Source organism: Allopontixanthobacter sediminis, from assembly GCF_009828115.1.
GTDB classification, from domain to species: Bacteria; Pseudomonadota; Alphaproteobacteria; order Sphingomonadales; family Sphingomonadaceae; genus Allopontixanthobacter; species Allopontixanthobacter sediminis.
Genome location: NZ_WTYL01000001.1, coordinates 419,508 through 444,119, shown reverse-complemented (window position 1 = coordinate 444,119; position 24,612 = coordinate 419,508). Strand labels below are relative to the sequence as shown.

The following is a 24,612-nucleotide window of genomic DNA, read 5'->3' as shown; positions in this document are numbered from 1 at the left end:
TAAGCGCGCAAACACGCCTACGCCCCGCAAAGTAGGGGGCGTGCCGCCGAATTCAAGGGCCGGCTGGAAAGGTTGTAACCCTTTCCAAGGTCCGGTGCAAACCCCAACTTCCCGGCACGCCCTGCCCCGTTTTCAGACTACGCCGAATGCCAGCATCGCGTCGGCCACCTTCTTGAAGCCGGCGATGTTCGCCCCCTTCACGTAATCGACATAGCCGTTGCCCTGGTCGCCATAGGAAATGCAGCGGCGATGGATGCCCTGCATGATGTCGAGGAGCATCTGCTGAAGTTCCTCTTCCTTCCACGAACGACGCTCCGAATTCTGGCTCATCTCAAGGCCGGAAACCGCCACGCCGCCCGCATTCGCCGCCTTGCCCGGGGCGAACATGATCTTTGCATCCTTGAACACATGAGTCGCCTCGAGAGTGGACGGCATGTTGGCGCCTTCCGACACCGCGATGCAGCCATTGGCAACCAGCGCCCTCGCTTCATCGGCGTCGAGTTCGTTCTGCGTAGCGCAGGGCAGCGCGAGGTCGCATTCGACATGCCAAGGGCGCTTGCCTTCATGGAAAGTCGAACCCTTGAATTCGTCCGCATACTCGCTGATCCGCCCGCGCCGGTGAGTCTTGTGCGCCTTGATCCAGTTGATCTTGTCCTGATCGATGCCGTCGGGATCATGGATGAAGCCGCCAGAATCGGACATGGTCACGACCTTGCCGCCGAGCTGGGTAATCTTTTCCGCGGCGTGCGTCGCGACGTTACCGGATCCGGAAATGACCGCCGTCTTGCCCTTCACCTCGTCGCCGCGGTGCTTGAGCATTTCCTGAAGGAAGTAGACCGCGCCGTACCCGGTCGCTTCGGGTCGGATCATCGATCCGCCATATTCCATGCCCTTGCCGGTCAGGACCCCGGTGAACTGGTTGGTGATCCGCTTGTACTGCCCGAACATGTACCCGATCTCGCGCCCGCCGACCCCGATGTCGCCGGCCGGAACATCGACATCCGCGCCGATATGACGGTAGAGTTCGGTCATGAAGCTCTGGCAGAATCGCATGACCTCGCGGTCGGATTTGCCCTTGGGGTTGAAGTTCGAGCCGCCCTTCCCGCCGCCCATCGGCAGGCCTGTCAGCGCATTCTTGAAGGTCTGTTCGAAGGCGAGGAATTTCAGCACGCTTTCGGTCACGCTGGGATGAAAGCGGATTCCGCCCTTGTAGGGACCGATCGCGTTGTTGTTCTGGACGCGCCAGCCCCGCTGGACCCGGATATGGCCCTCATCATCTTCCCAGCACACCCGGAAACTCACCACCCGGTCCGGCTCCGCGATCCGGCGGAGGATTTGCTGCGAGTGGTATTCTTCCTTGTCCTCCATGAACTCGAAGATGTCTTGCGCCACTTCCTGCACGGCCTGGGTAAACTCCGGCTGATGCGGGTTGCGGCGCTTCACGCCGTCCATGAAAGTCTCGAAATCTACATGATCTGTAATTGCCACGATCGCCCCTCCTGAGTGCTGGCGGACATCATGCCTGCCAGTAATGATCCGCGACCAAGCCCCCGGGGTTGTCCCGTCCTGTCCGGACCGGCCCCCTGTCTGTCGTGCGGCACTCTAGCGGTGAATTCCTGCCGTGCAATGGCGCTGCCGGGGTTTACTGGCTGGGACGGGACCGCGGATGGGCTATTCGTCGCCCATCGGACCGAACGCTTCGTCGACTGTGCTTGGTTTCTTCGGCGCGGGCTTGGCATCGGACGCGCCCACACGCGGTTCGTCACCGGGCTCCGCTTCGTCACTTCCGTCTGGCGCCGGATCATCCGCGGGTTTGGCTGCCTTGCCCTTGGCCGAGGCTGCCGTCACCGGTCCGAGAAGTTTGGCAAGCCCGGCCAGTTGCTGGCTCATCACGCCGTCCACCGCTTTGGCAATCTCGGGTGTTTCGAAGCGCATGTAGCCGCCGACGACATATTCAAAAACGATCACCGTGCCTTTGTCGGAAGGCGTCAGGGTGATCGTGAGGACGCCCTGCACTGGCTCGCTTTGCAATGGACCGAGGCCGCCGCGCATCCTCAGCACCCGCCCGGGATCGGCGAGCACGACCACCATGTGCTGCGCGCTGCCCCGGCGAATGGTTTCGGGCGCACCTTTGGGCACCGGAAGCAATTCGCAGAAACATCCGCCACCTTGCGGACTGATGTAAAGATTTTCCGCGTCGGCCGACCATGTATGGCTGCTGTTCCACCATTTCGAAGGAGTGATCAGCGCTTGCCACGCGTCGAACGGAGCCGCTTTCACGACCGCCGCATCGCGAGTGACGAAGCCGCCGTCTCCTTCCTTGATTACTTCGGCCGAAGCATGGCCGGAGGTTAGATACAGCGCCGCACAGGCAGCAATCATGGCAGTGGTCGATTTCAACATCGCGTGGCACCTTTGGACAAGCATTCCGTTCGCGCCGAGTTATTCCACGGCGGAAAGCAAAGTCCAAGCGATGATCCGGCGAAATACCCGGCCGCAAAATCCCGGGAGTCCCCCCATGTCCGCGGGGACTTGTTCGCAGCTTAAGTGAGGATCGCGTCGAGCGCAGCGGTCACCGTGTCGATGCTGGCCATACCGTCAACCCGGCTCACGATGCCGCGCTCTTCATAGACGGGGAGTACGGGCGCGGTCTTGGCGCGGTATTCCTTCATCCGCATGCGAACGGTTTCTTCGTTATCGTCCGGACGGCGCTTGAATTCGGTGCTGCCGCATTTGTCGCATACACCCTCGATCTTGGGCAGCTTGTGGCGGTCGTGATAACCGGCACCGCAATTGGCACAAGTGAAACGTCCGGTGATCCGGTCCACCAGCGCGTCTTCGTTCACTTCCAGTTCGATCACATGGTCGAGCGAGCGGCCGTGGCGGGCGAGGATTTCTTCCAGCGAGCGGGCCTGCTGCTTGGTCCGGGGATAGCCGTCGAAGATCGCCCCGGTGTCAGGGCCCATCTGCGAGAGTTCGTCGTCAATCAGCGCGGACACGATTTCATCGGAAACCAGCTCTCCGCGGTCCATCACGGCCTTGGCCTCAAGACCGACCCGGGTGCCAGCCTTGACCGCTTCGCGCAGCATGTCGCCAGTGGATAGCTGCCGCATTCCATATTGATCGACCAGGCGCGAAGCCTGGGTGCCTTTACCGGCACCCGGGGGTCCCAACAGGATAATATTCACGGCAGAAGCCCCCTCGATCCGGAACCGCCTCGCATCAGCGATTGCGGCCCTTCAATTTCGCTTTCTTGATCAGGTCGCCGTATTGGTGGGCAAGCAGGTGTGACTGCACCTGGCTGATCGTATCGACCGTGACGTTAACCACAATCAACAAGCTGGTCCCGCCAAGGAACAGCGGAATGCCGGTCTGCGCGATCACGTATTCTGGAATGACGCATACCAGCGTCAGGTAGGCCGCCCCGACAACGGTGATCCGGGTCAGCACGTAATCAAGATATTCGGCGGTGCGGTTGCCCGGACGGATGCCGGGAATGAACCCGCCATTCTTTTTCAAATTTTCCGCGGTTTCTTCGGGATTGAACACCACTGCGGTGTAGAAGAAGCAGAAGAAGATGATGCCCGCCGCGTACAGCGCCATATACAGCGGCTGGCCGTGCTGCAGGTATTGCAGCGTCGACTGGAGGATTGCCCCGCCGGTGCTGTCGGTGCTGACCGAAGCCCCGGCAAACTGGGTAATCGTCAGCGGCAGCAGCAGCAGCGAACTGGCGAAGATTGGCGGGATAACGCCGGCGGTGTTGATCTTGAGCGGCAAATGGCTCCGGTCGGCCTGCATCATGCCCTGGGCGCTGGCACGCTTGGGATACTGGATCAGCAACCGCCGCTGCGCCCGCTCCATGAAGCAGATGAACAGGATCAGGATCACGACCATGGCGATGAAGCCGATGATCACTGCCGGGCCAATCGAGCCGGTCCGGCCGCCTTCGAACAGATTGGTCACGAAGGTCGGGAACTGGGCGACAATACCCGCCATGATGATCAGCGAAACGCCGTTGCCGATCCCGCGGCTGGTGATCTGCTCGCCCAGCCACAGCAGGAACATCGTCCCGCCAACAAGGCTGATGACAGCGCCGATGCGGAACATATATCCGGTCTGGACCACCGCCTGCAGGCCGCTCTGGGCGCCGTAGGCTTCAAGTCCGGCGGCCAGGAACCAGCCCTGGATCGCGCACAGGAACACGGTTCCGTAGCGGGTATATTGGTTGAGCTTCTGGCGGCCTGTCTGGCCTTCCTTCTTCAGCGCCGCGAGAGCTGGATGAAGCGAGGACGCCATCTGCACCACGATCGATGCGGTAATATAGGGCATCACGCCAAGCGCGATCAGGCTCATCCGCTCCAGACTGCCGCCGGAGAAGGTGTTGAACAGGTCGAGGATCCCGCCCCGCGTCTGGTCATACAGCGTTTCCAGCACCAGCGGGTTGACCCCTGGCAGCGGCACGAAGCTGAGAAAGCGGAAAACGATAAGCGCACCAATGGTGAACCAGATACGCTTCTTGAGCTCGGTGGCTTTCGAGAAATTGGCGAGACTTAGGTTGCTCGCAATATTATCGGCGCGTGATGCCATGTTCTTGTGTGAGCCTTGACGTGTGTTAGCCGTTAATCGGGCACCGGATGATCCGGCCTTCGATGGTCACATAAGGTGCCGTTGCCCGAATGTCGAACCCTGCACCTGCAAAAACCAACATCCCGGCCATTTCCGGGGCTGCTGTCCACAGGCATTGCGCCCGTTTCGGCAGCCCCGGCCATGGCCGGGACAGCGATTTCTTACTTCTTGTTCTTCTTCTCGAGACGCTTGGCAGTCGCTTCGGCCTTCTTCGCCTTGACTTCCAGGTTGGTCGGCAAGGTCACTTCGACCGATCCGCCAGCCTTTTCAACCGCGGCAACCGCGCCCTTGGAAGCGCCGGCGACGGAGAACTGGACCTTCTTGGTGGTCAGTTCGCCCTTGGCCAGCAGCCGCACGCCGTTCTTGCCGCCGCGACCGAGACCAGCGGCCTTCAGCGCTGCGTGATCGACGAGCTTGCCGGCATCGAGCTTGCCCGCATCGATGAACTTCTGGATCATGCCCAGGTTCACTTCGGCAAAATCCTTGCCGAACGGGTTGTTGAAGCCACGCTTCGGCAGGCGCATGTGGAGCGGCATCTGGCCGCCTTCGAAGCCCTTTACGGCAACGCCGGAACGGCTCTTCTGGCCCTTCTGGCCGCGGCCGGAGGTCTTGCCCTTGCCCGAACCGATACCCCGGCCCACGCGCATGCGTGACTTACGGGCACCATCATTATCGCGGATTTCATTAAGTTTCATGGTTTTGCACTCGCTTTCGCTTTTTTCGCGCTGAATTACCGGAAGGGCCGAACTGCCCCTGCGGTGAATGTGGAAGCGGCCCGGTACATGCCCGGGCCGCCTCAAGTCAATGCGCCGAAATCATTTCGGCTGGCTCAATCGACGATCTGCACCATGTGGGGCAGTTTAGCGATCGTGCCGCGGACTTCGGCGGTATCCTGAAGTGTCACGACCTTGTGCATCTTGTTCAGCCCGAGGCCGATCAGCATCTGGCGCTGGATCTTGGGCCGGCGGATCGGCGAACCGATCTGCTTCAGGGTGATCGTCTTGCCAGTGGTCTTCTTGGTGTCAGCCATCAGTCTTACTCCGTAACCGCAGCGGCTTCGGCTTGCGCCTCTGCATCGCTGGCGCCGCCACGACCAAGCAGGTCGGCGACCTTCTTGCCGCGGCGCTGGGCGACCGACTTCGGCGAAGTCTGGTTTACCAGCGCATCAAACGTGGCGCGGATCATGTTGTAGGGGTTCGACGTTCCGATCGACTTGGTCACCACGTCGGCAACACCAAGGCTTTCGAACACGGCGCGCATCGGGCCACCGGCGATAATGCCGGTACCGGCAGGTGCCGAACGAACGGCAACCTTGCCAGCGCCGAAACGGCCGCGACCGTCATGGTGAAGCGTGCGCCCTTCCTTCAGGGAAACGCGGATCATCTTCTTCTTCGCTGCAGCGGTTGCCTTGGTGATGGCTTCCGGCACTTCGCGTGCCTTGCCCTTGCCGAAGCCGACGCGGCCAGCGCCATCTCCGACTACGACCAGAGCCGCAAAGCCGAAGCGCTTACCGCCCTTGACCGTCTTGGAGACGCGGTTGATGTGCACCAGCTTTTCAACCAGGCCGTCATCCGGCTGATCGTCACGTCCGCCGCGGCGATTGCCATCACGGCCGCCACGTCCACCGCGGCCGCCATCACGGTTGCCGCCCTGGCCGCCGCCTTGACCGCCATGTCCGCCACCACGGTTGTTACCGCCGCCACGGCCGCTACGCGGCTGCGAAGGAGCGCCACCGGCTGCGGACTGGTTGTCCGCCGCTTCGGTGCTTGCCATCGTCGGCGTCGGCGTGGAGCCGGCGTTGTCGATCACAGGTTCCGCAGGCGCGTCGGCAGCAGGAGCCGCTTCTTCCTTGGCTTCGACCGGAGCTTCGGCAGCAGGCGCTGCTTCGGTTTCGGGCTGGACCTTGGTTTCTTCGACCGTCGCTTCGGGAGTTGCTGCGGGTGTTACGTCAGTTTTCTTGTCGTCAGCCATAATCAGAACTCCAGACCGCCTTCGCGCGCGGCGTCGGCCAGCGCCTTGACGCGGCCATGGTAGAGGAAGCCACCGCGATCGAATACGACGGTGGTGACGCCAGCCTTCTTGGCAGCGGCGGCAATATCCTTGCCCACCTTGCCGGCAGCGTCGACATTGGCGCCGGAAACGTCTGTGCCAAGAGTGGATGCAGCAGCGAGCGTACGGCCATCCTTGTCGTCGATGATCTGGGCGTAGATGTGACGTCCGGTGCGGTGCACCGAAAGGCGCGCACGGTCACCGGCACGGGCCCGCAGGGCGGACCGCACACGGCGGCGACGGCGTTCGAACAATGAGAGCTTGGCCATCTTACTTCTTCTTCCCTTCCTTGCGGAAGACGTATTCGCCGCGGTACTTGATACCCTTGCCCTTGTAGGGCTCGGGCTTGCGCCACTGGCGGACTTCGGCAGCGAACTGACCGACTGCCTGTTTGTCATTCCCGCTGATTTCGACCGTAGTCTGATCAGGTGTCTTAACTTCGATGCCTTCGGGCACCACGATATCGACATCGTGGCTGAAGCCGAGTTGCAGCTTCAGGTTCTTGCCCTGCGCCTGCGCACGGTATCCGACGCCGTTGATATCGAGGATCTTCGTGAAACCGTCGGTAACTCCGTCAACCAGGTTGGCGACCAGCGTACGCTGCATTCCCCAGAAGGAACGTGCGCGCGTGGATGCGTTGGCCGGCTTGACGGTGATCTCGCCTTCTTCAACCTTGTATTCGATGTCGTCCAGCAGACCCATCGAGAGAGTGCCCTTGGGGCCCTTCACGCTGAGCGTACCGTTTTCGATATTCGCCGAGACGCCGCTTGGCATCGCCACTGCTTTCTTACCGATGCGGCTCATCAGAATACCTCCGCCAGCACTTCGCCGCCGACGTTCTCGGTGCGTGCTTCCGCGTCGGAAAGCACACCCTTCGGCGTCGAGACGATGGTGATGCCGAGACCGTTGCGGACCACCGGCAGTTCCTGGCTGCCGGAATAGACCCGGCGGCCAGGCTTGGAGACGCGCGCAACATGCTTGATAGCAGGTTCGCCTTCGAAATACTTCAGTTCGATCCGCAGCGCCGGGTGCTTGCCCGTGGCGTCTTCGGAATAGCCACGGATGTAGCCTTCGCGCTGGAGGACTTCGAGAACATTTGCACGCAGCTTGGAAGCTGGCGAAAGGACGGAATCCTTCTTCGCCTGCTGTCCGTTACGAATGCGGGTGAGCATATCACCCAGGGGATCGGTCATAGCCATCTGCTAATCCTTACCAGCTCGACTTGGTCACGCCGGGGATAAGCCCCTTGTTGGCGAGATTGCGCAGTTCAATGCGGTTGAGGCCGAACTTGCGGTAATAGCCGCGTGGGCGGCCGGTGGTGGTGCAACGGTTACGCACACGCGTGGGATTCGCGTTGCGCGGAATTTCCGCCAGCTTGAGACGGGCCATCAGACGCTCGCCCTCGTCGAGGGACTGGTCGTCGGCCACAGCCTTCAGCTTGGCGTATTTCGCCGCATACTTCTTGACGAGCTTCTTGCGACGCTCGTTCTTGTTGATGGAACTCAGTTTCGCCATTGGACTTAAGCTCTCTTCTTCTTACCGCTCATGCGGCCTGCTGTTCTTCGGCTTCTTCAGCCGGGTACGGGAAACCGAAAAGACGGAGCAATTCCTTCGCCTCTTCGTCGGTGTTCGCCGTGGTGGTGACAATGATATCCATCCCGCGGACCTTTTCGATCTGGTCGTAGGAAATTTCGGGAAAGATGATCTGCTCCTTCAGGCCCATGGCATAGTTGCCGCGGCCATCGAAGCTCTTCGGGTTCAGACCACGAAAGTCGCGAATACGCGGCATCGCGATCGTCACCAGACGGTCGACGAATTCATACATGCGTTCGCGGCGCAGGGTAACCTTGCAACCGATCGGCATGCCTTCGCGCAGCTTGAACTGGGCGATCGACTTCTTGGCCTTGGTGATAACCGGCTTCTGACCGGCAATCAGGGCCATTTCTTCGGCAGCGGTCTGGACTTTTTTCTTGTCCTGGCTCGCTTCGCCCACACCCATGTTGAGTGTGATCTTGTCGAGCCGCGGAACCTGAAGACGGTTCGTGTAACCGAACTTTTCCGTCATCGCCTTGACGATTTCATCGTCATAGCGCTGCTTCATACGGGGGGCAGTGGAGTTAGCCATCGATTGTCTCTCCAGACTTGACGGCAACCCGGACCTTCTTGCCATCACGCTCTTCAAAGCGGACGCGGGTCGGCTTGCCATCCTTGGGATCGGCCACGGCAACCTTGCACAGGTGCATCGGCGCTTCGAAGCGATCGATACCGCCTTGCGGGTTTTCCTGGCTCGGCTTGCGGTGACGGGCAGCGATATTCACGCCCTGGACGACGACCTTGCCTTCTTTCGGCATGACCTTCTGGACGGTGCCGGTCTGGCCCTTGTCCTTGCCCGAGAGCACGACGACGTTGTCGCCCTTCTTGATTTTAGCGGCGGCCATTACAGCACCTCCGGCGCGAGACTGATGATCTTCATGAAACCGCGGCCACGCAATTCGCGGACCACGGGGCCAAAGATACGGGTGCCGATCGGCTCCTCGTTCTTGTTGACCAGAACCGCAGCGTTGCCGTCGAAACGGATCACGCTGCCGTCGGCCCGGCGGACTTCCTTGCGGGTACGAACGATCACCGCGCGGTGAACGTCACCCTTCTTGACCTTGGCCCGTGGCTGCGCTTCCTTGATGGAAACGACAATCACGTCACCGACGCTGGCAGTCCGGCGCTTGGAGCCGCCCAGTACCTTGATGCACTGGACGCGCTTCGCGCCGCTGTTGTCAGCGACCTCTAGATTTGATTGCATCTGAATCATCGATGCGGTTCCTTCTTACCCGGCTTGCAGGAACCAGTCCTGCAGTTCCAAAAAATACTCAAAATCAGGTCGTGCTGCCCGCGGCTGCTTCGACGTCGATATCGGCTTCGACGGCAACGCCCTTGCTGGCCTGCACCGTGTCGAGAACACGCCACGTCTTGGTCTTGGAGATCGGCTTGGTCTCTTCGATCCGGACGGTTTCACCCATCTTGTGCGTGTTGTTCTCGTCATGCGCGTGATACTTCTTCGAACGCCGGATGATCTTCCCGTAAAGCGGGTGCTTCACCTTGCGTTCGACCAGAACGGTCACGGATTTGTCCATCTTGTCGGAGGTAATGGTTCCGACCAGGATACGTTTCGGCATCGCCCTGTCCTTACTTCGCTGTCGCTGAGGCCGAAGCGCTCTGGCGTTCGGTTTGCAGCGTCTTGATCTGCGCGATCGCGCGGCGCACTTCCTTGATCCGTGCCGGCCGTTCGAGCTGGCTGGTGGCGGACTGGAAACGCAGATTGAATTGTTCGCGCTTGAGTTCGGTCAGCTGGCTGTCCAGCTGGTCGTCGCTCTTGGTGCGCAGGTCTTCGATCTTGCTCATCTTCAACCCTCCAGATGCGTGGTGTCGCCGAGACGGGCAACAACCTTGGTCTTGATCGGCAGCTTCATGGCGGCGCGCTCGAAAGCGACGGCAGCCAAGGGGCCGGGAACGCCGTCCAGTTCGAAAATGATGCGGCCTGGTTTCACCCGGGCTGCCCAATATTCGACCGAACCCTTGCCCTTGCCCTGACGGACTTCGGCGGGCTTCTTCGACACCGGAACGTCCGGGAAGATGCGGATCCACAAACGTCCCTGACGCTTGATGTGACGGGTGATCGCGCGGCGGGCCGCTTCGATCTGGCGTGCGGTAATCCGCTCAGGCTCAAGCGCCTTTAGACCGTAAGACCCGAAGTTCAGCGTGGTGCCGCCCTTCGCATCGCCCTTGATCCGACCCTTGAAGGTCTTGCGAAATTTCGGTTTCTTGGGTTGTAGCATTGCTCTTACCTAATCTCTACGCGCCGCCTTAGCGGGCGGGCCTTACGCCGGAGGTCTGTGCTTCCATCATCAACCGGTCCTGTGCCGTCGGATCGTGCGCCAGGATCTCGCCCTTGAAGACCCAGACCTTGATACCGATGATGCCATAGGCAGTCAGCGCTTCGGCTTCGGCGTAGTCGACATTGGCCCGCAGCGTGTGCAGCGGAACGCGGCCTTCGCGGTACTGTTCGACACGGGCGATTTCGGCACCGCCGAGACGACCGCCACACTGGATCTTGATGCCTTCGGCACCCAGACGCATGGCGGACTGCATGGCGCGCTTCATCGCACGGCGGAACGCGATACGGCGGATCAGCTGATCGGCAATACCCTGAGCAACGAGCTTGGCATCGACTTCCGGCTTGCGGATTTCGACGATGTTGAGCTTGACGTCGCTGTCCGTCATCGTGGCGAGCTTCGAGCGAAGCTTCTCGATGTCGGCGCCCTTCTTGCCGATGATGACACCGGGCCGCGCAGCGTAGATCGATACCCGGCACAGCTTGGCCGGACGTTCGATCACAACCTTGGAAATCGCTGCCTGCGGCAACGTGTCCACGATGTACTTGCGGATTTCGATGTCTTCCTTGAGCAGCTGCGCATAGTTGCGCCCTTCGGCGTACCAGCGGCTGTCCCAGGTGCGGTTGATCTGCAGACGCAGGCCGATCGGATTACTTTTATGACCCATGGCTTACGCTTCCTCTTCTTCGTGCTCGCGGACGACGATGCGCAGCCGGCTGAACGGTTTCAGGATCCGGGTCGACTTGCCGCGACCACGGGTGTGGAAGCGCTTCATCGTGATCGACTTGCCGACGCTTGCTTCCGCAACGACGAGCGAGTCCACATCGAGATCGTGATTGTTCTCCGCGTTGGCGATGGCAGAAGCCAGCACCTTGGACGCATCACGCGCCATGGCCCGCTTGGAGAACGCCAGGATGTTCAGCGCTTCTTCGACCTTGCGGCCGCGGATCAGCGCAGCAACCAAGTTGAGCTTCTGCGGCGAACCCTTGATCGTGTTGCCAACTGCCAGCGCCTCGTTATCGGCGACGCGGCGGGGGGATTTTGCCTTACCCATTAGCGTTTGCCCTTCTTGTCGGCAGCGTGGCCGGGGAAGGTGCGCGTGGGCGCAAATTCACCAAGCTTGTGACCGACCATGTCCTCGTTGACGGACACCGGAATGAACTTGTGACCATTGTAGACGCTGAACGTCAGGCCAACGAATTGCGGCAGGACGGTGGAGCGACGTGACCAGGTCTTGATCGCGCCACGGGCACCGGAATCCTGTGCGGCTTCTGCTTTTTTCAGCAGGTGGAGGTCGACGAACGGACCTTTCCAGACGGAACGAGCCATCGGGGTTACCTCTTCTTCTTGGCGTGACGCGAACGGATGATCATCTTATCCGTCTGCTTGTTGCTACGGGTACGGGCACCCTTGGTCGGCTTGCCCCACGGAGTAACCGGATGACGACCACCAGAGGTCCGGCCTTCACCACCACCATGCGGGTGATCGACCGGGTTCTTGGCCACACCGCGAGTAAGCGGACGGCGGCCCTTCCAGCGGGTGCGACCAGCCTTGGCGAAATTCTGGTTCGAGTTGTCGGGGTTCGAAACCGCACCAACCGTGCCCATGCAATCACCGCGGACATAGCGCTGTTCGCCGGAATTCAGACGGACGATAACCATTCCGCGGTCACGGCCAACGAGTTGGACATAAGTCCCGGCGGAACGGGCGATCTGCCCACCCTTGCCCGGCTTCATTTCCACGTTGTGGCAGATCGTGCCGACCGGCATTTGCGCCAGCAACATCGCGTTGCCAGGCTTCGTATCGGTTTTTTCGCCAGCTACGATCACATCGCCTTCGGCAAGCCGCTGCGGTGCGATGATGTAGTTCAGTTCGCCGTCTTCATACTTCACCAGCGCAATGAACGCAGTGCGGTTGGGATCGTATTCGATCCGCTCGACCGTAGCGGGCATATCCCACTTGCGGCGCTTGAAATCGATGAAGCGATACTTCTGCTTGTGACCACCGGCGATACCGCGCGAAGTGACATGGCCCTTGTTGTTGCGGCCACCAGTCTTGCGCTTGCCTTCGGTAAGCGACTTGACCGGCTTGCCCTTCCACAGGGCGGACTTGTCAACGAGGATCAGGCCGCGACGTGCGGGGCTGGTCGGTTTGTAATTCTTGAGTGCCATCTGTCCTGCCCTCAGATCGCGCCGGTGACGTCGATCGGGTCTTGCCCGTCAACCAGCGTCACAACCGCTTTTTTGAAATCGGAACGCTTGTAGGGACGACCCTTCCAGCGTTTCGTCTTGCCCTTCTGGACAACCGTGTTGACGCTCTTGACCTTGCGATCGAAGAGAGCCTCGACGGCTTCCTTGATCTGCGGCTTGGTCGCGTCGTTCGAAACCTTGAAGACAACTGCGCCGAATTCGGAAAGCAGCGTCGACTTCTCGGTAATGTGGGGTGACAGGATGACGTCGTAATGACGTGCAGCCACTTCCTGCTTCTTAGCCATTGAAGCGCGCCTCCAGCTTGGCGACAGCGTCCTTGGTCAGGATCAGCGTGTCGTGTTTCAGGATGTCATAGACGTTGGCGCCCATGGCCGGCATCACATTGACGTTCGGAATGTTGCTCGCCGCCAGCTTGAACGTTTCGTTCACGCCTTCGCCGTCGATCACCAGCACTTTACCGGCATAACCGGCTTTGCCGAAGATTTCCGCGAGGAGCTTGGTCTTGTTGTCTTTCAGCTCGAGGCTGTCGACAATTACGAGGCCGTCCTTGGCCTTGCTCGACAAGGCCATCTTCAGGCCGAGCGCGCGGATCTTCTTGTTGAGCGACGGGTTGAAGTCGCGAACACGCGGGCCGTGAGCCTTGCCGCCGCCGATGAAAATCGGAGCTGCGCGGTCACCGTGACGGGCAACGCCGCCACCCTTCTGCTTGCCAAACTTCTTGCCAGTACGCGCCACGTCGGACCGCTCGCGGGCGCCGCGGGCGGTGCCGCGACGGTTTTCGAGCTGCCACGTCACGACGCGGTGCAGGATATCGGCGCGCGGCTCGACACCGAAAACGGTATCGTTGAGCTCGATGTCGCCGGATGCCCCGGTAACCTTGGCGCCGTCGATTTTCTGGACCTTCACCTTCACGGATCAGCCCTCCTTGTTCGTGTCGGATTCCGGAGCCGCGGTTTCTGCGGTTTCGGTTTCGACTGCTACGGGAGTTTCTTGGGCGGCCTCGGCCTTGGGAGCCTTGGTGTCGATGATCGCGCCGGGGAACGGAACGCCCTCGGGCAGCTTCAGCTTCACGGAATCGCGAACGACCAGCCAGCCATTCTTCGAACCAGGGACAGAGCCCTTCACGAACAGCAGGCCGCGGTCGGCGTCGGTGCGCACGATTTCGAGGTTCTGCTGGGTGCGCTGGCGATCACCCATGTGACCGGCCATCTTCTTGCCCTTGAACACGCGGCCCGGATCCTGGCGGTTACCCGTCGAACCGTGCGAACGGTGGGACAGCGACACACCGTGGGTAGCCCGAAGACCCCCGAAGCCCCAACGCTTCATGGCGCCGGCGAAGCCCTTGCCCTGCGTGTGGCCCGTGATGTCGACCTTCTGGCCGGCAATGAAGTGGTCTGCACTGATGGTCGAACCGACCGGCAGGAAACCTTCTTCACTTTCAAGACGGAATTCAGCAACCTTGCGCTTCAGCCCGACTTCCGCCTTGGCGAAATGTTCACGCTGCGGCTTGGCCACGTTCTTCTGCTTTGCTTCGCCCGAACCTACCTGAAGCGCGAAATAGCCATCACGTTCGGCAGTACGGTGCGATACAACTTGGCATTCTTCCAATGCGAGGACTGTGACCGGCACATGGCGGCCATCCTCCTGGAAGAGGCGGGTCATCCCGACTTTTTTAGCGATCACGCCTGTGCGCATCACCAATCTCCTAAAACAGAGGCATCCGGACCATTCCGGATGCTTGCCAACCCAGATTGTAATGCGTCACCCCGTCCGGGCTGAGTGCCTCCGTTCGGCCGGTATGGCCTGGGGAGACGAGACGGGGGACGCTTGCCCGGCAAAAGCCGGAGGTATCCCATTTGTCTTCACCCCCGGCCGAGGCCGGGGCAGATGACCGGACGAGCCGGTCAAAACTTTCCCGATCGTTTAACGTCCGACCGAGAGGACTTGGACCCCGACCTGCGCCGGGACCAGAAAATCAAGCCAGCTTGATTTCCACGTTCACGCCAGCGGCGAGATCGAGCTTCATCAGCGCATCGACCGTCTGGGCGTTGGGCTGCACGATGTCGAGCAGCCGCTTGAAAGTCCGTACCTCGAACTGCTCGCGCGACTTCTTGTCGATGTGCGGGCCGCGGTTCACGGTGAACTTTTCAATATGCGTCGGCAGCGGAATGGGGCCACGAATGAGCGCGCCGGTGCGGCGTGCGGTATCCGCAATTTCGCCGGTTGCCTGATCGAGCACGCGGTGATCGAACGCCTTGAGGCGAATGCGGATATTCTGAGCTTCCATTACCTACTACCGATGCGAAAGAGCCAAGAAACACCCCGTCCGGAGTGTTTCAAAAAATAAGAGACCGCCCCGCCTCACCAAGCCTTCACGGAAGGTCATGGGAAGGGGCGGCCCCCGGATTAACAGCGAAAACTGACCAGCCGAATCACCCGAATTAATCGGGCTCCCCGGCTGGTCCAGCGCCTATATTACTTAGTGATCTTGCTGACAACCCCTGAACCGACCGTACGGCCGCCTTCACGGATTGCGAAACGAAGACCTTCGTCCATGGCAATCGGAGCAATCAGCTTTACGCCGATCGTCACGTTGTCGCCCGGCATGACCATTTCGGTGCCCTCGGGGAGGATCACTTCACCGGTCACGTCGGTGGTGCGGAAGTAGAACTGCGGACGATAGTTCGCAAAGAACGGCGTGTGACGGCCGCCCTCGTCCTTCGACAGGACGTAAACTTCGGCGTTGAAGTCAGTGTGCGGGTTCACGGTGCCGGGCTTCGCCAGGACCTGGCCACGCTCGACATCGTCACGGCCTACGCCGCGAACCAGGGCACCGATATTGTCGCCGGCTTCGCCGCGGTCGAGCAGCTTGCGGAACATTTCGACGCCGGTGACAACCGTCTTGCCGGTGTCCTTGATGCCGACGATTTCGACTTCGTCGCCAACATTGACGATGCCGGTTTCAACGCGGCCGGTCACAACCGTACCACGACCCGAGATCGAGAACACGTCTTCGATCGGCATCAGGAACGGCTTGTCGATCGGACGATCGGGTTGCGGGATAGCTTCGTCGACAGCTTCCATCAGGGCAATGATGGATTCCTTGCCGATGGCGTCATCGCGGCCTTCGAGTGCGGCCAGAGCCGAACCCTTGACGATGGGAATGTTGTCGCCGTCGAAATCATACTTCGAAAGCAGTTCGCGAACTTCCATTTCGACGAGCTCGAGAATTTCCTCATCGTCGACCTGGTCAACCTTGTTAAGGTAGACAACCAGTGCCGGCACGCCAACCTGGCGCGCAAGCAGGATGTGCTCGCGGGTCTGCGGCATCGGACCGTCAGCTGCGTTCACCACCAGAATCGCGCCGTCCATCTGGGCAGCACCGGTGATCATGTTCTTCACATAGTCGGCGTGACCCGGGCAATCGACGTGCGCGTAATGGCGCGCGGCGGTTTCGTACTCGACGTGTGCGGTCGAAATCGTGATACCGCGCTCGCGCTCTTCGGGAGCCTTGTCGATGTTGGCGAAATCGACGGCTGCGCCGCCATGGATTTCAGCCATCACCTTCGTGATCGCCGCAGTCAGCGTGGTCTTGCCGTGGTCGACGTGACCGATGGTGCCGATGTTGCAATGCGGTTTGTTCCGCTCAAACTTAGCTTTCGCCATTGTCTCTAACCTCTACTCATATGAACTAATTGATTGCGGGAATTGGACGGCACCCGCTGAATCAGGCGCCGCCACTAGACGGTAGCTTGCAGTTAGGCAAGCTTCTCCTTGACCTCTTGTGCGACACTCGCGGGCACTTCCTCGTAATGAGAGAACTGCATCGAGTAATTTGCCCGGCCCTGACTGAACGAACGGAGCTCGTTCACGTAACCGAACATGTTGGCCAACGGTACCAGGGCTTCGACGGCCTGGGCGTTACCGCGGGTGTCGGTGCCCTGGATCTGGCCACGACGGGAGTTGAGATCGCCGATAACGTCACCGAGGTAATCTTCCGGCGTAACGACTTCGACCTTCATCACCGGCTCGAGCAGCTTGATGCCGCCGCGTTCCGCTGCTTCACGCATCGCACCGCGGCCGCAGATTTCGAACGCCACCGTCGAGGAGTCGACATCATGGTAGGCGCCGTCTGTCAGGCGGACGGTGAAATCGATGATCGGGAAGCCGATCAGATAGCCACTGGCTGCCTGTTCGCGCATGCCCTTTTCCAGCGACGGAATATATTCACGGGGAATATTGCCGCCCTTGATGGAATCTTCGAACACGATGCCCTGGCCGCGTTCGCCAGGAATGAAGACCGCTTTCGCACGGGCGAACTGGCCCGAACCACCGGACTGTTTCTTGTGGGTGTAATCGACTTCGATTTCACGGCCCAGCGATTCGCGATACGCCACCTGCGGCGCACCAACGTTGGCTTCGACCTTGAATTCACGTTTCATGCGGTCGACCAGGATGTCGAGGTGAAGCTCGCCCATGCCCTTGATGATGGTCTGGCCGGATTCGTGATCGGTCGAAACGCGGAACGAAGGATCCTCCGCCGACAGACGATTGAGCGCGACGCCCATCTTTTCCTGGTCAGCCTTGGTCTTGGGTTCCACCGACAGTTCGATCACCGGCTCGGGGAATTCCATCCGTTCGAGAATGATCGGCTTGGCCGGATCGCACAGGGTATCACCCGTGGTGGTATCCTTCAGGCCGGCGATCGCTACGATGTCGCCAGCGAACGCTTCATCGATGTCTTCACGGTTGTTGGAATGCATCAGCAGCATGCGGCCGATCTTTTCCTTCTTGTCCTTGACCGAGTTCAGCACGCCGCCCTTGACCAGGTGGCCCGAGTAAATGCGGGTGAAGGTCAGCGAGCCCACGAACGGGTCGTTCATGATCTTGAACGCCAGCGCGGAGAACGGAGCTTCGTCGGACGTCGCCCGGGTTTCTTCCTGGTCGGTGTCAGGCAGGATGCCCTTGATTGCAGGAACGTCGAGCGGGCTCGGCAGGTAATCTACCACCGCATCGAGGAGTGGCTGAACGCCCTTGTTCTTGAAGGCGGAACCACACACGATCGGCACGAACACCTGGTCGAGCGTTCCCTTGCGGATCAGCCGCTTCAGGGTCGCCGCATCGGGCATGTTGCCTTCGAAATAGGCTTCCATCACTTCGTCGTCGAGTTCGACAGCGGTTTCGATCAGGGCGTCGCGGTATTCCGCAGCCTTGTCAGCCATGTCTTCCGGAATATCGACATATTCGAATTCCGCGCCGAGGCTTTCGTCTTTCCAGATGATGCCGCGGTTGTTGACCAGGTCGACGAGACCCTTGAGGCCGCCTTCGATCCCGATGGGAAGATACAGGACGAGCGGCTTCGCACCCAGGCGATCGATGATCGACTGGACGCAATAATAGAAATCGGCACCCGTACGGTCGAGCTTGTTGATGAAGCACATCCGCGGCACTTTGTATTTGTCGGCCTGGCGCCACACGGTCTCGGACTGCGGCTCGACGCCGGCAACGCCGTCGAACACGGCAACCGCGCCGTCGAGCACGCGGAGCGAACGTTCGACTTCGATGGTGAAGTCGACGTGCCCGGGGGTGTCGATGATGTTGATCCGGTGCTTTTCGCCCTTGCCGTCTTCGTTGGCCCAGAACGTGGTGGTCGCTGCGGAGGTAATCGTGATCCCGCGCTCCTGCTCCTGCTCCATCCAGTCCATCGTCGCCGCGCCGTCATGCACTTCGCCGATCTTGTAGGATTTGCCGGTGTAATAGAGGATCCGCTCCGTCGTCGTGGTCTTTCCGGCGTCGATATGCGCCATGATGCCAATGTTGCGGTAGCGTTCCAGCGGGTATTCGCGGGCCATGGATAATTCCTGTGGTGCTATAGAGAGGGGATCGCCCGATGCGATCCCTCCCCCATATGGTTACTATTGTGACCGGTTAAAGTCGCCCGGCCGGCTGTGACGAGCGCAGCCGGACAGACTCGGACCAGCTTATTACCAGCGGTAGTGCGAGAATGCACGGTTGGCGTCAGCCATCCGGTGCGCATCTTCGCGCTTCTTCACCGCGTTGCCGCGGTTGTTCGCCGCATCCATCAACTCACCCGACAGACGTGCCGACATTGTGGTTTCGGGACGACCGCGAGCGGAAGAAATGAGCCAGCGGATCGCCAGCGCCTGGGCACGCTCGGGGCGAACCTCGACCGGGACCTGGTACGTGGCACCACCGACGCGGCGGCTGCGGACTTCCACCTGCGGCTTGATGTTGTTCAGCGCATCATGGAACATCTGGATCGGATCGGACTTGGCCTTGGCCTCGACCGTGGCGAGCGCGCCGTAGACAATGCTCTCGGCAGTGGATTTCTTGCCGTCATACATGAGGTTGTTCATGAATTTCGACAGGATCTGATCACCAAACTTGGGATCGGGCAGAATGACCCGTTTTTCGGGACGACGACGACGTGACATCGGATACTTCCTTCTAGTCAGGCGGCGCGGCAGGATGAACTGCGCGCCAGCCGTAAAACCTTACTGAGCCAGTTATTTCGGACGCTTGGCGCCGTACTTGGAGCGGCTCTTGCGGCGATCCTTGACACCCTGCGTATCGAGCACGCCGCGCAGCACGTGGTAACGCACACCGGGAAGGTCGCGCACACGGCCGCCACGGATCAGGACAACACTGTGTTCCTGAAGATTGTGGCCCTCGCCGGGGATGTAGGAAATCACTTCGCGCTGGTTGGTCAGGCGGACCTTGGCAACCTTGCGAAGCGCCGAGTTCGGCTTCTTCGGCGTCGTGGTATAGACGCGCGTGCAAACGCCGCGCTTCTGCGGGTTCTGTTCCATTGCAGGGACCTTGGACTTGGCCTTCTGCGGAACGCGGCCCTTGCGGACCAGCTGGTTAATTGTCGGCATGAAGTACTCTTCACCTGTTACGTGGCGTTACCGCGGTGAAGTGTGATTACGTCCGCAAACGCCGCCATCCCGCAAACACCGGGATCGCCGGCCGCCCGCTGATGGGGGAGCCGCGCGTTATACGAGCCTGAAAACACTCCACCCGGTGAAACACCGGGTTACTTTGACGGCTGCCCCGAGAGAGGGATGTCACCACCCCTTCCAACAGAGAAGGGCCTGTTCGATTGCGCGAAAGGCCCCCGGAACATAACCGGCAATGTTCAGCTCTATCTGTCCTTCCGCGGGTACTCGGTGAGGAGGCTCCCGCTTCGGATGGGGCGCCTTTAGTTGGATTCGCCCGGGGGGTCAAGTGGGGGGGGCGGGTGAATACAGAACCCCAACAAGCTGGCCAACAGTTCCCCGCCCGTATTTCAGTATCAGCGATTGGAAGAAGCGCGGATCAGAGTTCGAACTGAATGAGATCAGACCGTTAAGATATTCTAGTCGATCAATTTCGAGCTTTCCAGTCTTAAACTGGTGAACTAACGCCTTGATCTCCCCTTTCCGCGCCCTTCCAAGCGAAATTTTCTTCGTAGGAGTGATGACAAATCCTCTAACTTCTCGATGAAATCTTCGGGATAGATAACGCGTTTTGAACGGTTGATCGCTAGCTTTGCATGCGGAAATTCGTTCGCTGCAACTCCAATGACAGCGAAAGCTTCGTCGAGCTTCCCATAGGTCCGAGATGAAACAAATCGAGTGAAAACCAGTTCATTCACATGATAGAACTCCGCCATTGCGCGATCGAATGTGTACATCATCGCATTGGTCAAGAATGGTGAAGTGGGCGCTCCAATAGTAAGCACCCCATTTCGCGTTACGATCTGGGAAACAAACAGTGCGTCCCGAGCATTCATTTCTACTTTCAGCACTGGCTGATCTTGCAAAAACCTCATGACTGAAAGCATATCAAAGCTCGGAAAGAAATTTTGAAAGTCGACTCTAAGTGTGTCAATAATTTCCGGATGCTTAAGTGCATGATCACGAAAATTGCGGCCTCAGGGATAGGCCGACGCCGCATTATGGACTGGAAGCTTCTTAATCACGCGCGAATTTCGCTTCATATCGGTAAGTCGCTTAGGCGCTCTACAAATTGCGCCACCGGCCCGGCGCGGAAGAATTTGCGACAGTGTAGCAGGCGACGGTGGATCTGGGGGTGGCGCGGCTGGAAAATTGCGCGCTCGCCCGCGCGATCGAGGGCCAGGAGCGTCCGCTCGTCTCGCGTGGCGAGATCATCGCCACGTGGCGCCAGCATAATGAGGCACTGGTGATGTTCCTGCCGCGCCAGCGCCGCAGCGCGCGTTATCCCGCCGGTTTGCGCGACGGGGGCAACCTCAAACCCGGCAACACTATGTACGAAACGTTGAAGAAGGAAATCCTCGCCGAGGCCTATGGCGAATTCGCCGCGAACGAGGACGAGATCATCGCCTCGATCAACGCCAAGCTGGATTTGATGATCGCACGCAAGATAGCGGCGGGGCAGTTCTTTGACTGAGGGCTCGCCGGGTTACGGAATCGCGTCGTACGTGTCGCAATCGGAAACCGGGCTGGCCGGGTTCGTCTGGAAAATGCCCGTCAGGTCGCGGCTGTTGCGGACGTTGTAGGCGGCCGACGCGCTCATCTCGAAAGGTTCGATGAATCGGCGGGTGAAACCGTTTACCACCAGCGGCTGGTAGGTGTAGCTGATCTCGACGAACATCACGGCGGTGCCGGCCTCTGCGGTAACTTCCTCACCGGACCTTCCCATGCCCGGAAACCCGGTGCCGGATGCGCCGGTGCCGGCGTCGCCGTACTCGCTCACGAAGTTCTTCTTGCCCTTGCAACGCTGCCAGGCGATCCACTGGCCGCCGTCGGCGTTGCGTTCCAAGCTGCTGACGATGATCCGGCCGTGTTCGTAGATGTCGAGCTTGTCGCCCGCCTGCAGGTTCACCCCAATAAACAGGTCGTTGAGGTCGGATTCGAAGATTCTCTGCGCGGCGAGGATGTCCCGGTCGCCAACGCGGGACACGTTATCGGCGATGTGCACCGCGGCCTGCCCCAAACGCAACTTGACGATGGCGAAATTGGCGAGCTCCATGCCCGCCATGCCGAGCAGCAGGAGGATCGGCGCCACGAAGGCGAACTCGACCATCGCGACTGCCGAGGGATCGCGCAGGGCCTGCGCCGCGGCGCGTCGCGCACGTCCGATCGGATTTCCCATGATTTGCGGTTTGCAGGCCATCAGACGCAATTCCCGACGACAGGCGTCCGGTCAGCCTGTTCATTATAGGGCTGGTTCCGCAGCACGGTCGTGCCCGAGACCGAGACCTCTTCATCGAACCCCAGCAGTCCGGCCATGGGGAACAGGCGGTCATAGGTTATCACCGCGGTCAGCAGCACCGCATCGCGCGCGCCGCCAGCGCCGTCGCGGCCCCGGTCAGCATCCCAGCCGCCGTTGAAATTGATGTCCTGGAACGGCTCGCCGTTGTTGCACTCGCCGTCGGCGTCCGTGTCGGTCCACTCCTCGGGCAGGGTGATATCGGTGAAGTTCTGGTAGTTCTTCCGGGTGATCACCACCGTGCCGCCGGGGCTGATATCCTTGAGCCGTTTGGTCAGCTTCGCATCGATGGTGGACGTCTGCGACGCCCCTGTCTCCAGCGTCGAGCTGCGCGAAGCCTGCTGCAGCGACCCCTGCATGACCGAATTCACGTAAAGCTGGTGACCCAGGTCGAACATGCCCATGATCATCAGCACCAGCACCGGCCCGACGATTGCGAACTCGATCACGGTGACCCCGCTGGTATCCCTTGCGAGCCGCGATCCGAGGAGTGATCTGATCATCACCGGCCTCAATTCACCAGCCGCAGTTCGGCGATCGAACTGGCGATCTTGCGGAACGCGTCGGTCAAGGCATCGGAATCTTCCGCCTCGAACGCGCGCTGGGCGCCTGATGCACAATCCCTGATCCGGTCACTCAGATCCAGGCGGAAGGATACCGTCCACACCGTGGTGTTCTGGTTCTTGATCCGCGCGCATATCGCATCGAGCCGGGTTTCGTGGGCATTGCTCAGCTGGGCCTGGGACCAAGTGCCATCAGGTGCGAAGCCACCAAAACGGCCATCCATGTCAGGTGCGCCATAGGCTGTCTGGATGTCTGCGTTCACGACCATCGCGCCATCAGTCATGAAAATGAGATGCCGGACGATCGGATCGCCATTCGGAGCAGTCGAGTTTTCGTCACCAAAAATGCCGGTCTCTGACAACAGCCGTGCCCCCCAGATCATCCCGATGGTATGCATCGTATTACCGGATGCACCCAGATTGTTGACATAGGTCTCGAACGTGGAGTTGCGGGAACCGCCGCTGAGCGGAAACTCGGTCAATTTCATCGAAGCGTTCGGGCAATTGTAGCCCATCGAATTGCGATCGGTCGTGGTCGTCCAGTGCCTAGCGAGGTCACGGTCAAAGGTTATCTGCCGCCATTGCGGACGCCATTGCGTATCCGGATCCGCCGGATCGGGGACGAGGTCAATATCCAGATCGAGCGCCTCGTCTGGAATCGGATAGAATGTATCATCCCAAACCGTGGCGCGTTCCTCGATGCAGCCGTTCCAGGTGCTGGTGATGTTCGCGCCCTTATCGCCTACCCCATATGCGGTTGCGCTTGCGAAGGTCTTAAAAACAGACGTGTCGATGTCTCTAGGGCGATAGGTATAGTTCTTAAAAACGTTCTTATATGTATCGGGCTTCGCGTCCGCAGCCGTCGCATATTTGCGGTAAGTCACGTTTAATAAACACGCTCCTCGTTGATTGCTATTCCCACTACCATAATAACTGGGATACCAATCGTCATTAGATGTGATGTAGGTGTAATCGCCGATAACATAAGTGCCATCATAATCGTTACAGTCGTCTTCGGGATCGCCAATCCGCCTGTCCCAACGATAGTTTACGTTGTTCTTAGGTTGTAAATCGTTCGGGTTCTGTGGAACCGGCCCGCGGAACGATCCCTCGTGGAGGATATCTCCTACATCAATCCCGTCATTGTTGTTGACCAACTCGAAATTTGACTCACGCGACTGGTATTCCCGATTGCTGACTAGGAAATCAGGGTTCTTGGCGTACAGCAGGGCTCCTACATTGACGCTGGCGTTGTAAGGTACGATCCCAAACCTGACACGAGCGCCAGCCGGCTTCACCGCCATGATTTCATCGTAAAAGGACAGGACCGCTTCCTTTAGCTCCGCGATCGGCGTCCCGGCCATAGACCCGGAATTATCGAGCACCAGCATTACGTCGATGTTCGGCAAGTTCAGTTCCGCGCTGCATTCCACCGACAGCGGAATACTCTCGAAATTGAACACCTGCATCAGCGTAGTCGGCACGTTTACCGCAGCTTCGCCGTCCATGCGGGTTTCCGTACCTGCGGTTAGGGTGAAGCTGCGGGCCTGCGTGCCGTAAGTGCCTTCCGCGAAGTTAGCGTTGAAAAAATTGTCGGCAATCTCCTCGATATCGGACGGAATTACTCCGTTCGTCACCTTGTTGCCCGATAGTTTCTTGCGTGCGGCCAGCGTCGCGGCGTCGCACGCCTGCTGAAGCTGGGTCTTGACGAGATAGGCCCGGCTCATGTCGACGCCGCCGCCGATCATCGCCACCAGCGGAACAACCGCGGCAGCGCCGATCGCCAGGGTATTGGCCCGGGTATCACGGAGGAGCCTGCCGAAGAACGTTGACCCGCTCTTTTTGTCGTTTGCCATCATGTGTCCCCATTCGCCGGAAGGAATGACCATTCCGGCAGGTAAGAATTCTTGGTGCTTCCCCTGTATGATGCAGAAATTAACGATTCCCTAAGGGGTGGCCGCTCCGGAACGGGCGCATGGCAACGGTCCGCGCGAAAGCGGGCGGAGCGGGGTAACTGAAGTT

Annotated in this window: 34 protein-coding genes; 1 reads left to right on the top strand and 33 read right to left on the bottom strand. The window is 59.9% G+C overall.

What is annotated here, in order from left to right:
• Positions 1-132: 132 nt before the first annotated feature.
• The 30 genes from gdhA to GRI65_RS02235 form a co-directional block, all read right to left on the bottom strand.
• Positions 133-1,488 carry an NADP-specific glutamate dehydrogenase gene (gdhA, locus tag GRI65_RS02380; RefSeq protein WP_160754922.1) on the bottom strand — a complete coding sequence of 452 codons (1,356 nt, stop codon included), beginning with the start codon at positions 1,486-1,488 and terminating at the stop codon, positions 133-135.
• 183 nt (positions 1,489-1,671) lie between these two features.
• A complete protein-coding gene (locus GRI65_RS02375; RefSeq protein WP_160754921.1) occupies positions 1,672-2,403 on the bottom strand; it encodes an SRPBCC family protein in 732 nt (243 codons plus the stop codon).
• A gap of 140 nt (positions 2,404-2,543) precedes the next feature.
• On the bottom strand, positions 2,544-3,188 hold the full coding sequence (locus GRI65_RS02370) for an adenylate kinase (RefSeq protein ID WP_160754920.1): 645 nt from the start codon (positions 3,186-3,188) through the stop codon (positions 2,544-2,546).
• Positions 3,189-3,222: 34 nt separating this feature from the next.
• Entirely contained in the window at positions 3,223-4,587 is a 1,365-nt protein-coding gene (gene secY / locus GRI65_RS02365; RefSeq protein WP_160754919.1) for a preprotein translocase subunit SecY, read from the bottom strand.
• Positions 4,588-4,787: 200 nt separating this feature from the next.
• A complete protein-coding gene (rplO, locus tag GRI65_RS02360) occupies positions 4,788-5,321 on the bottom strand; it encodes a 50S ribosomal protein L15 (protein ID WP_160754918.1) in 534 nt (177 codons plus the stop codon).
• A 134-nt stretch (positions 5,322-5,455) separates the two neighbouring features.
• Positions 5,456-5,656, bottom strand: coding sequence for a 50S ribosomal protein L30 (rpmD, locus tag GRI65_RS02355; RefSeq protein ID WP_160754917.1), 201 nt, complete (start codon positions 5,654-5,656; stop codon positions 5,456-5,458).
• Positions 5,657-5,661: 5 nt separating this feature from the next.
• Positions 5,662-6,600: a 30S ribosomal protein S5 gene (gene rpsE, locus GRI65_RS02350; protein WP_408609028.1), complete on the bottom strand. Its 939-nt coding sequence runs from the start codon at positions 6,598-6,600 to the stop codon at positions 5,662-5,664.
• Positions 6,600-6,944: a 50S ribosomal protein L18 gene (rplR, locus tag GRI65_RS02345; protein ID WP_160754916.1), complete on the bottom strand. Its 345-nt coding sequence runs from the start codon at positions 6,942-6,944 to the stop codon at positions 6,600-6,602. Before rplR ends, rpsE begins: the two co-directional genes overlap by 1 nt.
• Before the next feature lies 1 nt (position 6,945).
• Positions 6,946-7,479: a 50S ribosomal protein L6 gene (gene rplF / locus GRI65_RS02340; RefSeq protein ID WP_160754915.1), complete on the bottom strand. Its 534-nt coding sequence runs from the start codon at positions 7,477-7,479 to the stop codon at positions 6,946-6,948.
• Entirely contained in the window at positions 7,479-7,874 is a 396-nt protein-coding gene (gene rpsH / locus GRI65_RS02335; RefSeq protein ID WP_160754914.1) for a 30S ribosomal protein S8, read from the bottom strand. Before rpsH ends, rplF begins: the two co-directional genes overlap by 1 nt.
• A 10-nt stretch (positions 7,875-7,884) precedes the next feature.
• Entirely contained in the window at positions 7,885-8,190 is a 306-nt protein-coding gene (rpsN, locus tag GRI65_RS02330) for a 30S ribosomal protein S14 (RefSeq protein WP_160754913.1), read from the bottom strand.
• 28 nt (positions 8,191-8,218) lie between these two features.
• On the bottom strand, positions 8,219-8,800 hold the full coding sequence (gene rplE, locus GRI65_RS02325) for a 50S ribosomal protein L5 (RefSeq protein WP_160754912.1): 582 nt from the start codon (positions 8,798-8,800) through the stop codon (positions 8,219-8,221).
• A complete protein-coding gene (gene rplX / locus GRI65_RS02320; RefSeq protein WP_160754911.1) occupies positions 8,793-9,113 on the bottom strand; it encodes a 50S ribosomal protein L24 in 321 nt (106 codons plus the stop codon). Before rplX ends, rplE begins: the two co-directional genes overlap by 8 nt.
• Positions 9,113-9,481: a 50S ribosomal protein L14 gene (gene rplN, locus GRI65_RS02315; protein WP_160754910.1), complete on the bottom strand. Its 369-nt coding sequence runs from the start codon at positions 9,479-9,481 to the stop codon at positions 9,113-9,115. Before rplN ends, rplX begins: the two co-directional genes overlap by 1 nt.
• A gap of 64 nt (positions 9,482-9,545) precedes the next feature.
• Positions 9,546-9,845, bottom strand: a complete 300-nt coding sequence (gene rpsQ, locus GRI65_RS02310) for a 30S ribosomal protein S17 (protein ID WP_160754909.1) — start codon at positions 9,843-9,845, stop codon at positions 9,546-9,548.
• A gap of 10 nt (positions 9,846-9,855) precedes the next feature.
• Positions 9,856-10,071, bottom strand: coding sequence for a 50S ribosomal protein L29 (rpmC, locus tag GRI65_RS02305; RefSeq protein ID WP_160754908.1), 216 nt, complete (start codon positions 10,069-10,071; stop codon positions 9,856-9,858).
• Positions 10,072-10,073: 2 nt separating this feature from the next.
• Positions 10,074-10,505: a 50S ribosomal protein L16 gene (rplP, locus tag GRI65_RS02300; RefSeq protein ID WP_160754907.1), complete on the bottom strand. Its 432-nt coding sequence runs from the start codon at positions 10,503-10,505 to the stop codon at positions 10,074-10,076.
• A gap of 28 nt (positions 10,506-10,533) precedes the next feature.
• Entirely contained in the window at positions 10,534-11,229 is a 696-nt protein-coding gene (rpsC, locus tag GRI65_RS02295) for a 30S ribosomal protein S3 (protein ID WP_160754906.1), read from the bottom strand.
• Positions 11,230-11,232: 3 nt separating this feature from the next.
• Positions 11,233-11,616 carry a 50S ribosomal protein L22 gene (gene rplV, locus GRI65_RS02290; RefSeq protein WP_160754905.1) on the bottom strand — a complete coding sequence of 128 codons (384 nt, stop codon included), beginning with the start codon at positions 11,614-11,616 and terminating at the stop codon, positions 11,233-11,235.
• Positions 11,616-11,891 carry a 30S ribosomal protein S19 gene (rpsS, locus tag GRI65_RS02285; RefSeq protein ID WP_160754904.1) on the bottom strand — a complete coding sequence of 92 codons (276 nt, stop codon included), beginning with the start codon at positions 11,889-11,891 and terminating at the stop codon, positions 11,616-11,618. Before rpsS ends, rplV begins: the two co-directional genes overlap by 1 nt.
• A gap of 5 nt (positions 11,892-11,896) precedes the next feature.
• Positions 11,897-12,733, bottom strand: a complete 837-nt coding sequence (gene rplB / locus GRI65_RS02280; RefSeq protein WP_160754903.1) for a 50S ribosomal protein L2 — start codon at positions 12,731-12,733, stop codon at positions 11,897-11,899.
• A gap of 11 nt (positions 12,734-12,744) precedes the next feature.
• Entirely contained in the window at positions 12,745-13,056 is a 312-nt protein-coding gene (locus tag GRI65_RS02275) for a 50S ribosomal protein L23 (protein ID WP_160754902.1), read from the bottom strand.
• Positions 13,049-13,684, bottom strand: coding sequence for a 50S ribosomal protein L4 (gene rplD, locus GRI65_RS02270; RefSeq protein ID WP_160754901.1), 636 nt, complete (start codon positions 13,682-13,684; stop codon positions 13,049-13,051). Before rplD ends, GRI65_RS02275 begins: the two co-directional genes overlap by 8 nt.
• A 3-nt stretch (positions 13,685-13,687) precedes the next feature.
• Positions 13,688-14,467: a 50S ribosomal protein L3 gene (gene rplC, locus GRI65_RS02265; RefSeq protein ID WP_160754900.1), complete on the bottom strand. Its 780-nt coding sequence runs from the start codon at positions 14,465-14,467 to the stop codon at positions 13,688-13,690.
• 280 nt (positions 14,468-14,747) lie between these two features.
• The gene (rpsJ, locus tag GRI65_RS02260; RefSeq protein ID WP_160754899.1) at positions 14,748-15,059 is read right to left on the bottom strand and encodes a 30S ribosomal protein S10; all 312 of its coding nucleotides are present in this window, start codon (positions 15,057-15,059) and stop codon (positions 14,748-14,750) included.
• A gap of 188 nt (positions 15,060-15,247) precedes the next feature.
• On the bottom strand, positions 15,248-16,438 hold the full coding sequence (tuf, locus tag GRI65_RS02255; protein WP_160754898.1) for an elongation factor Tu: 1,191 nt from the start codon (positions 16,436-16,438) through the stop codon (positions 15,248-15,250).
• A gap of 92 nt (positions 16,439-16,530) precedes the next feature.
• Complete coding sequence (gene fusA, locus GRI65_RS02250; RefSeq protein ID WP_160754897.1) at positions 16,531-18,624, bottom strand: elongation factor G; 2,094 nt, start codon at positions 18,622-18,624, stop codon at positions 16,531-16,533.
• 132 nt (positions 18,625-18,756) lie between these two features.
• Positions 18,757-19,227, bottom strand: a complete 471-nt coding sequence (gene rpsG / locus GRI65_RS02245) for a 30S ribosomal protein S7 (protein WP_160754896.1) — start codon at positions 19,225-19,227, stop codon at positions 18,757-18,759.
• Positions 19,228-19,299: 72 nt separating this feature from the next.
• Positions 19,300-19,671 (bottom strand): 30S ribosomal protein S12, encoded by a 372-nt coding sequence (rpsL, locus tag GRI65_RS02240; RefSeq protein ID WP_054118152.1) that lies wholly within the window; start codon positions 19,669-19,671, stop codon positions 19,300-19,302.
• Between the two features lie 521 nt (positions 19,672-20,192).
• Entirely contained in the window at positions 20,193-20,582 is a 390-nt protein-coding gene (locus tag GRI65_RS02235; RefSeq protein WP_160754895.1) for a hypothetical protein, read from the bottom strand.
• Between the two features lie 284 nt (positions 20,583-20,866).
• Here GRI65_RS02235 and GRI65_RS02230 point away from each other — a divergent pair, with 284 nt between their 5' ends.
• The gene (locus GRI65_RS02230; protein WP_160754894.1) at positions 20,867-21,205 is read left to right on the top strand and encodes a hypothetical protein; all 339 of its coding nucleotides are present in this window, start codon (positions 20,867-20,869) and stop codon (positions 21,203-21,205) included.
• A 12-nt stretch (positions 21,206-21,217) separates the two neighbouring features.
• Here the strand turns inward: GRI65_RS02230 and GRI65_RS02225 are convergent, their stop codons facing one another.
• The 3 genes from GRI65_RS02225 to GRI65_RS02215 are packed head-to-tail and all read right to left on the bottom strand — an operon-like array spanning position 21,218 to position 24,446.
• Entirely contained in the window at positions 21,218-21,931 is a 714-nt protein-coding gene (locus tag GRI65_RS02225) for a TadE/TadG family type IV pilus assembly protein (RefSeq protein WP_232843891.1), read from the bottom strand.
• Entirely contained in the window at positions 21,931-22,530 is a 600-nt protein-coding gene (locus GRI65_RS02220) for a TadE/TadG family type IV pilus assembly protein (RefSeq protein WP_160754893.1), read from the bottom strand. The genes GRI65_RS02225 and GRI65_RS02220 overlap by 1 nt, the downstream gene beginning before the upstream one ends.
• A gap of 8 nt (positions 22,531-22,538) precedes the next feature.
• The gene (locus GRI65_RS02215; protein WP_160754892.1) at positions 22,539-24,446 is read right to left on the bottom strand and encodes a TadE/TadG family type IV pilus assembly protein; all 1,908 of its coding nucleotides are present in this window, start codon (positions 24,444-24,446) and stop codon (positions 22,539-22,541) included.
• Between the last annotated feature and the right edge of the window lie 166 nt (positions 24,447-24,612).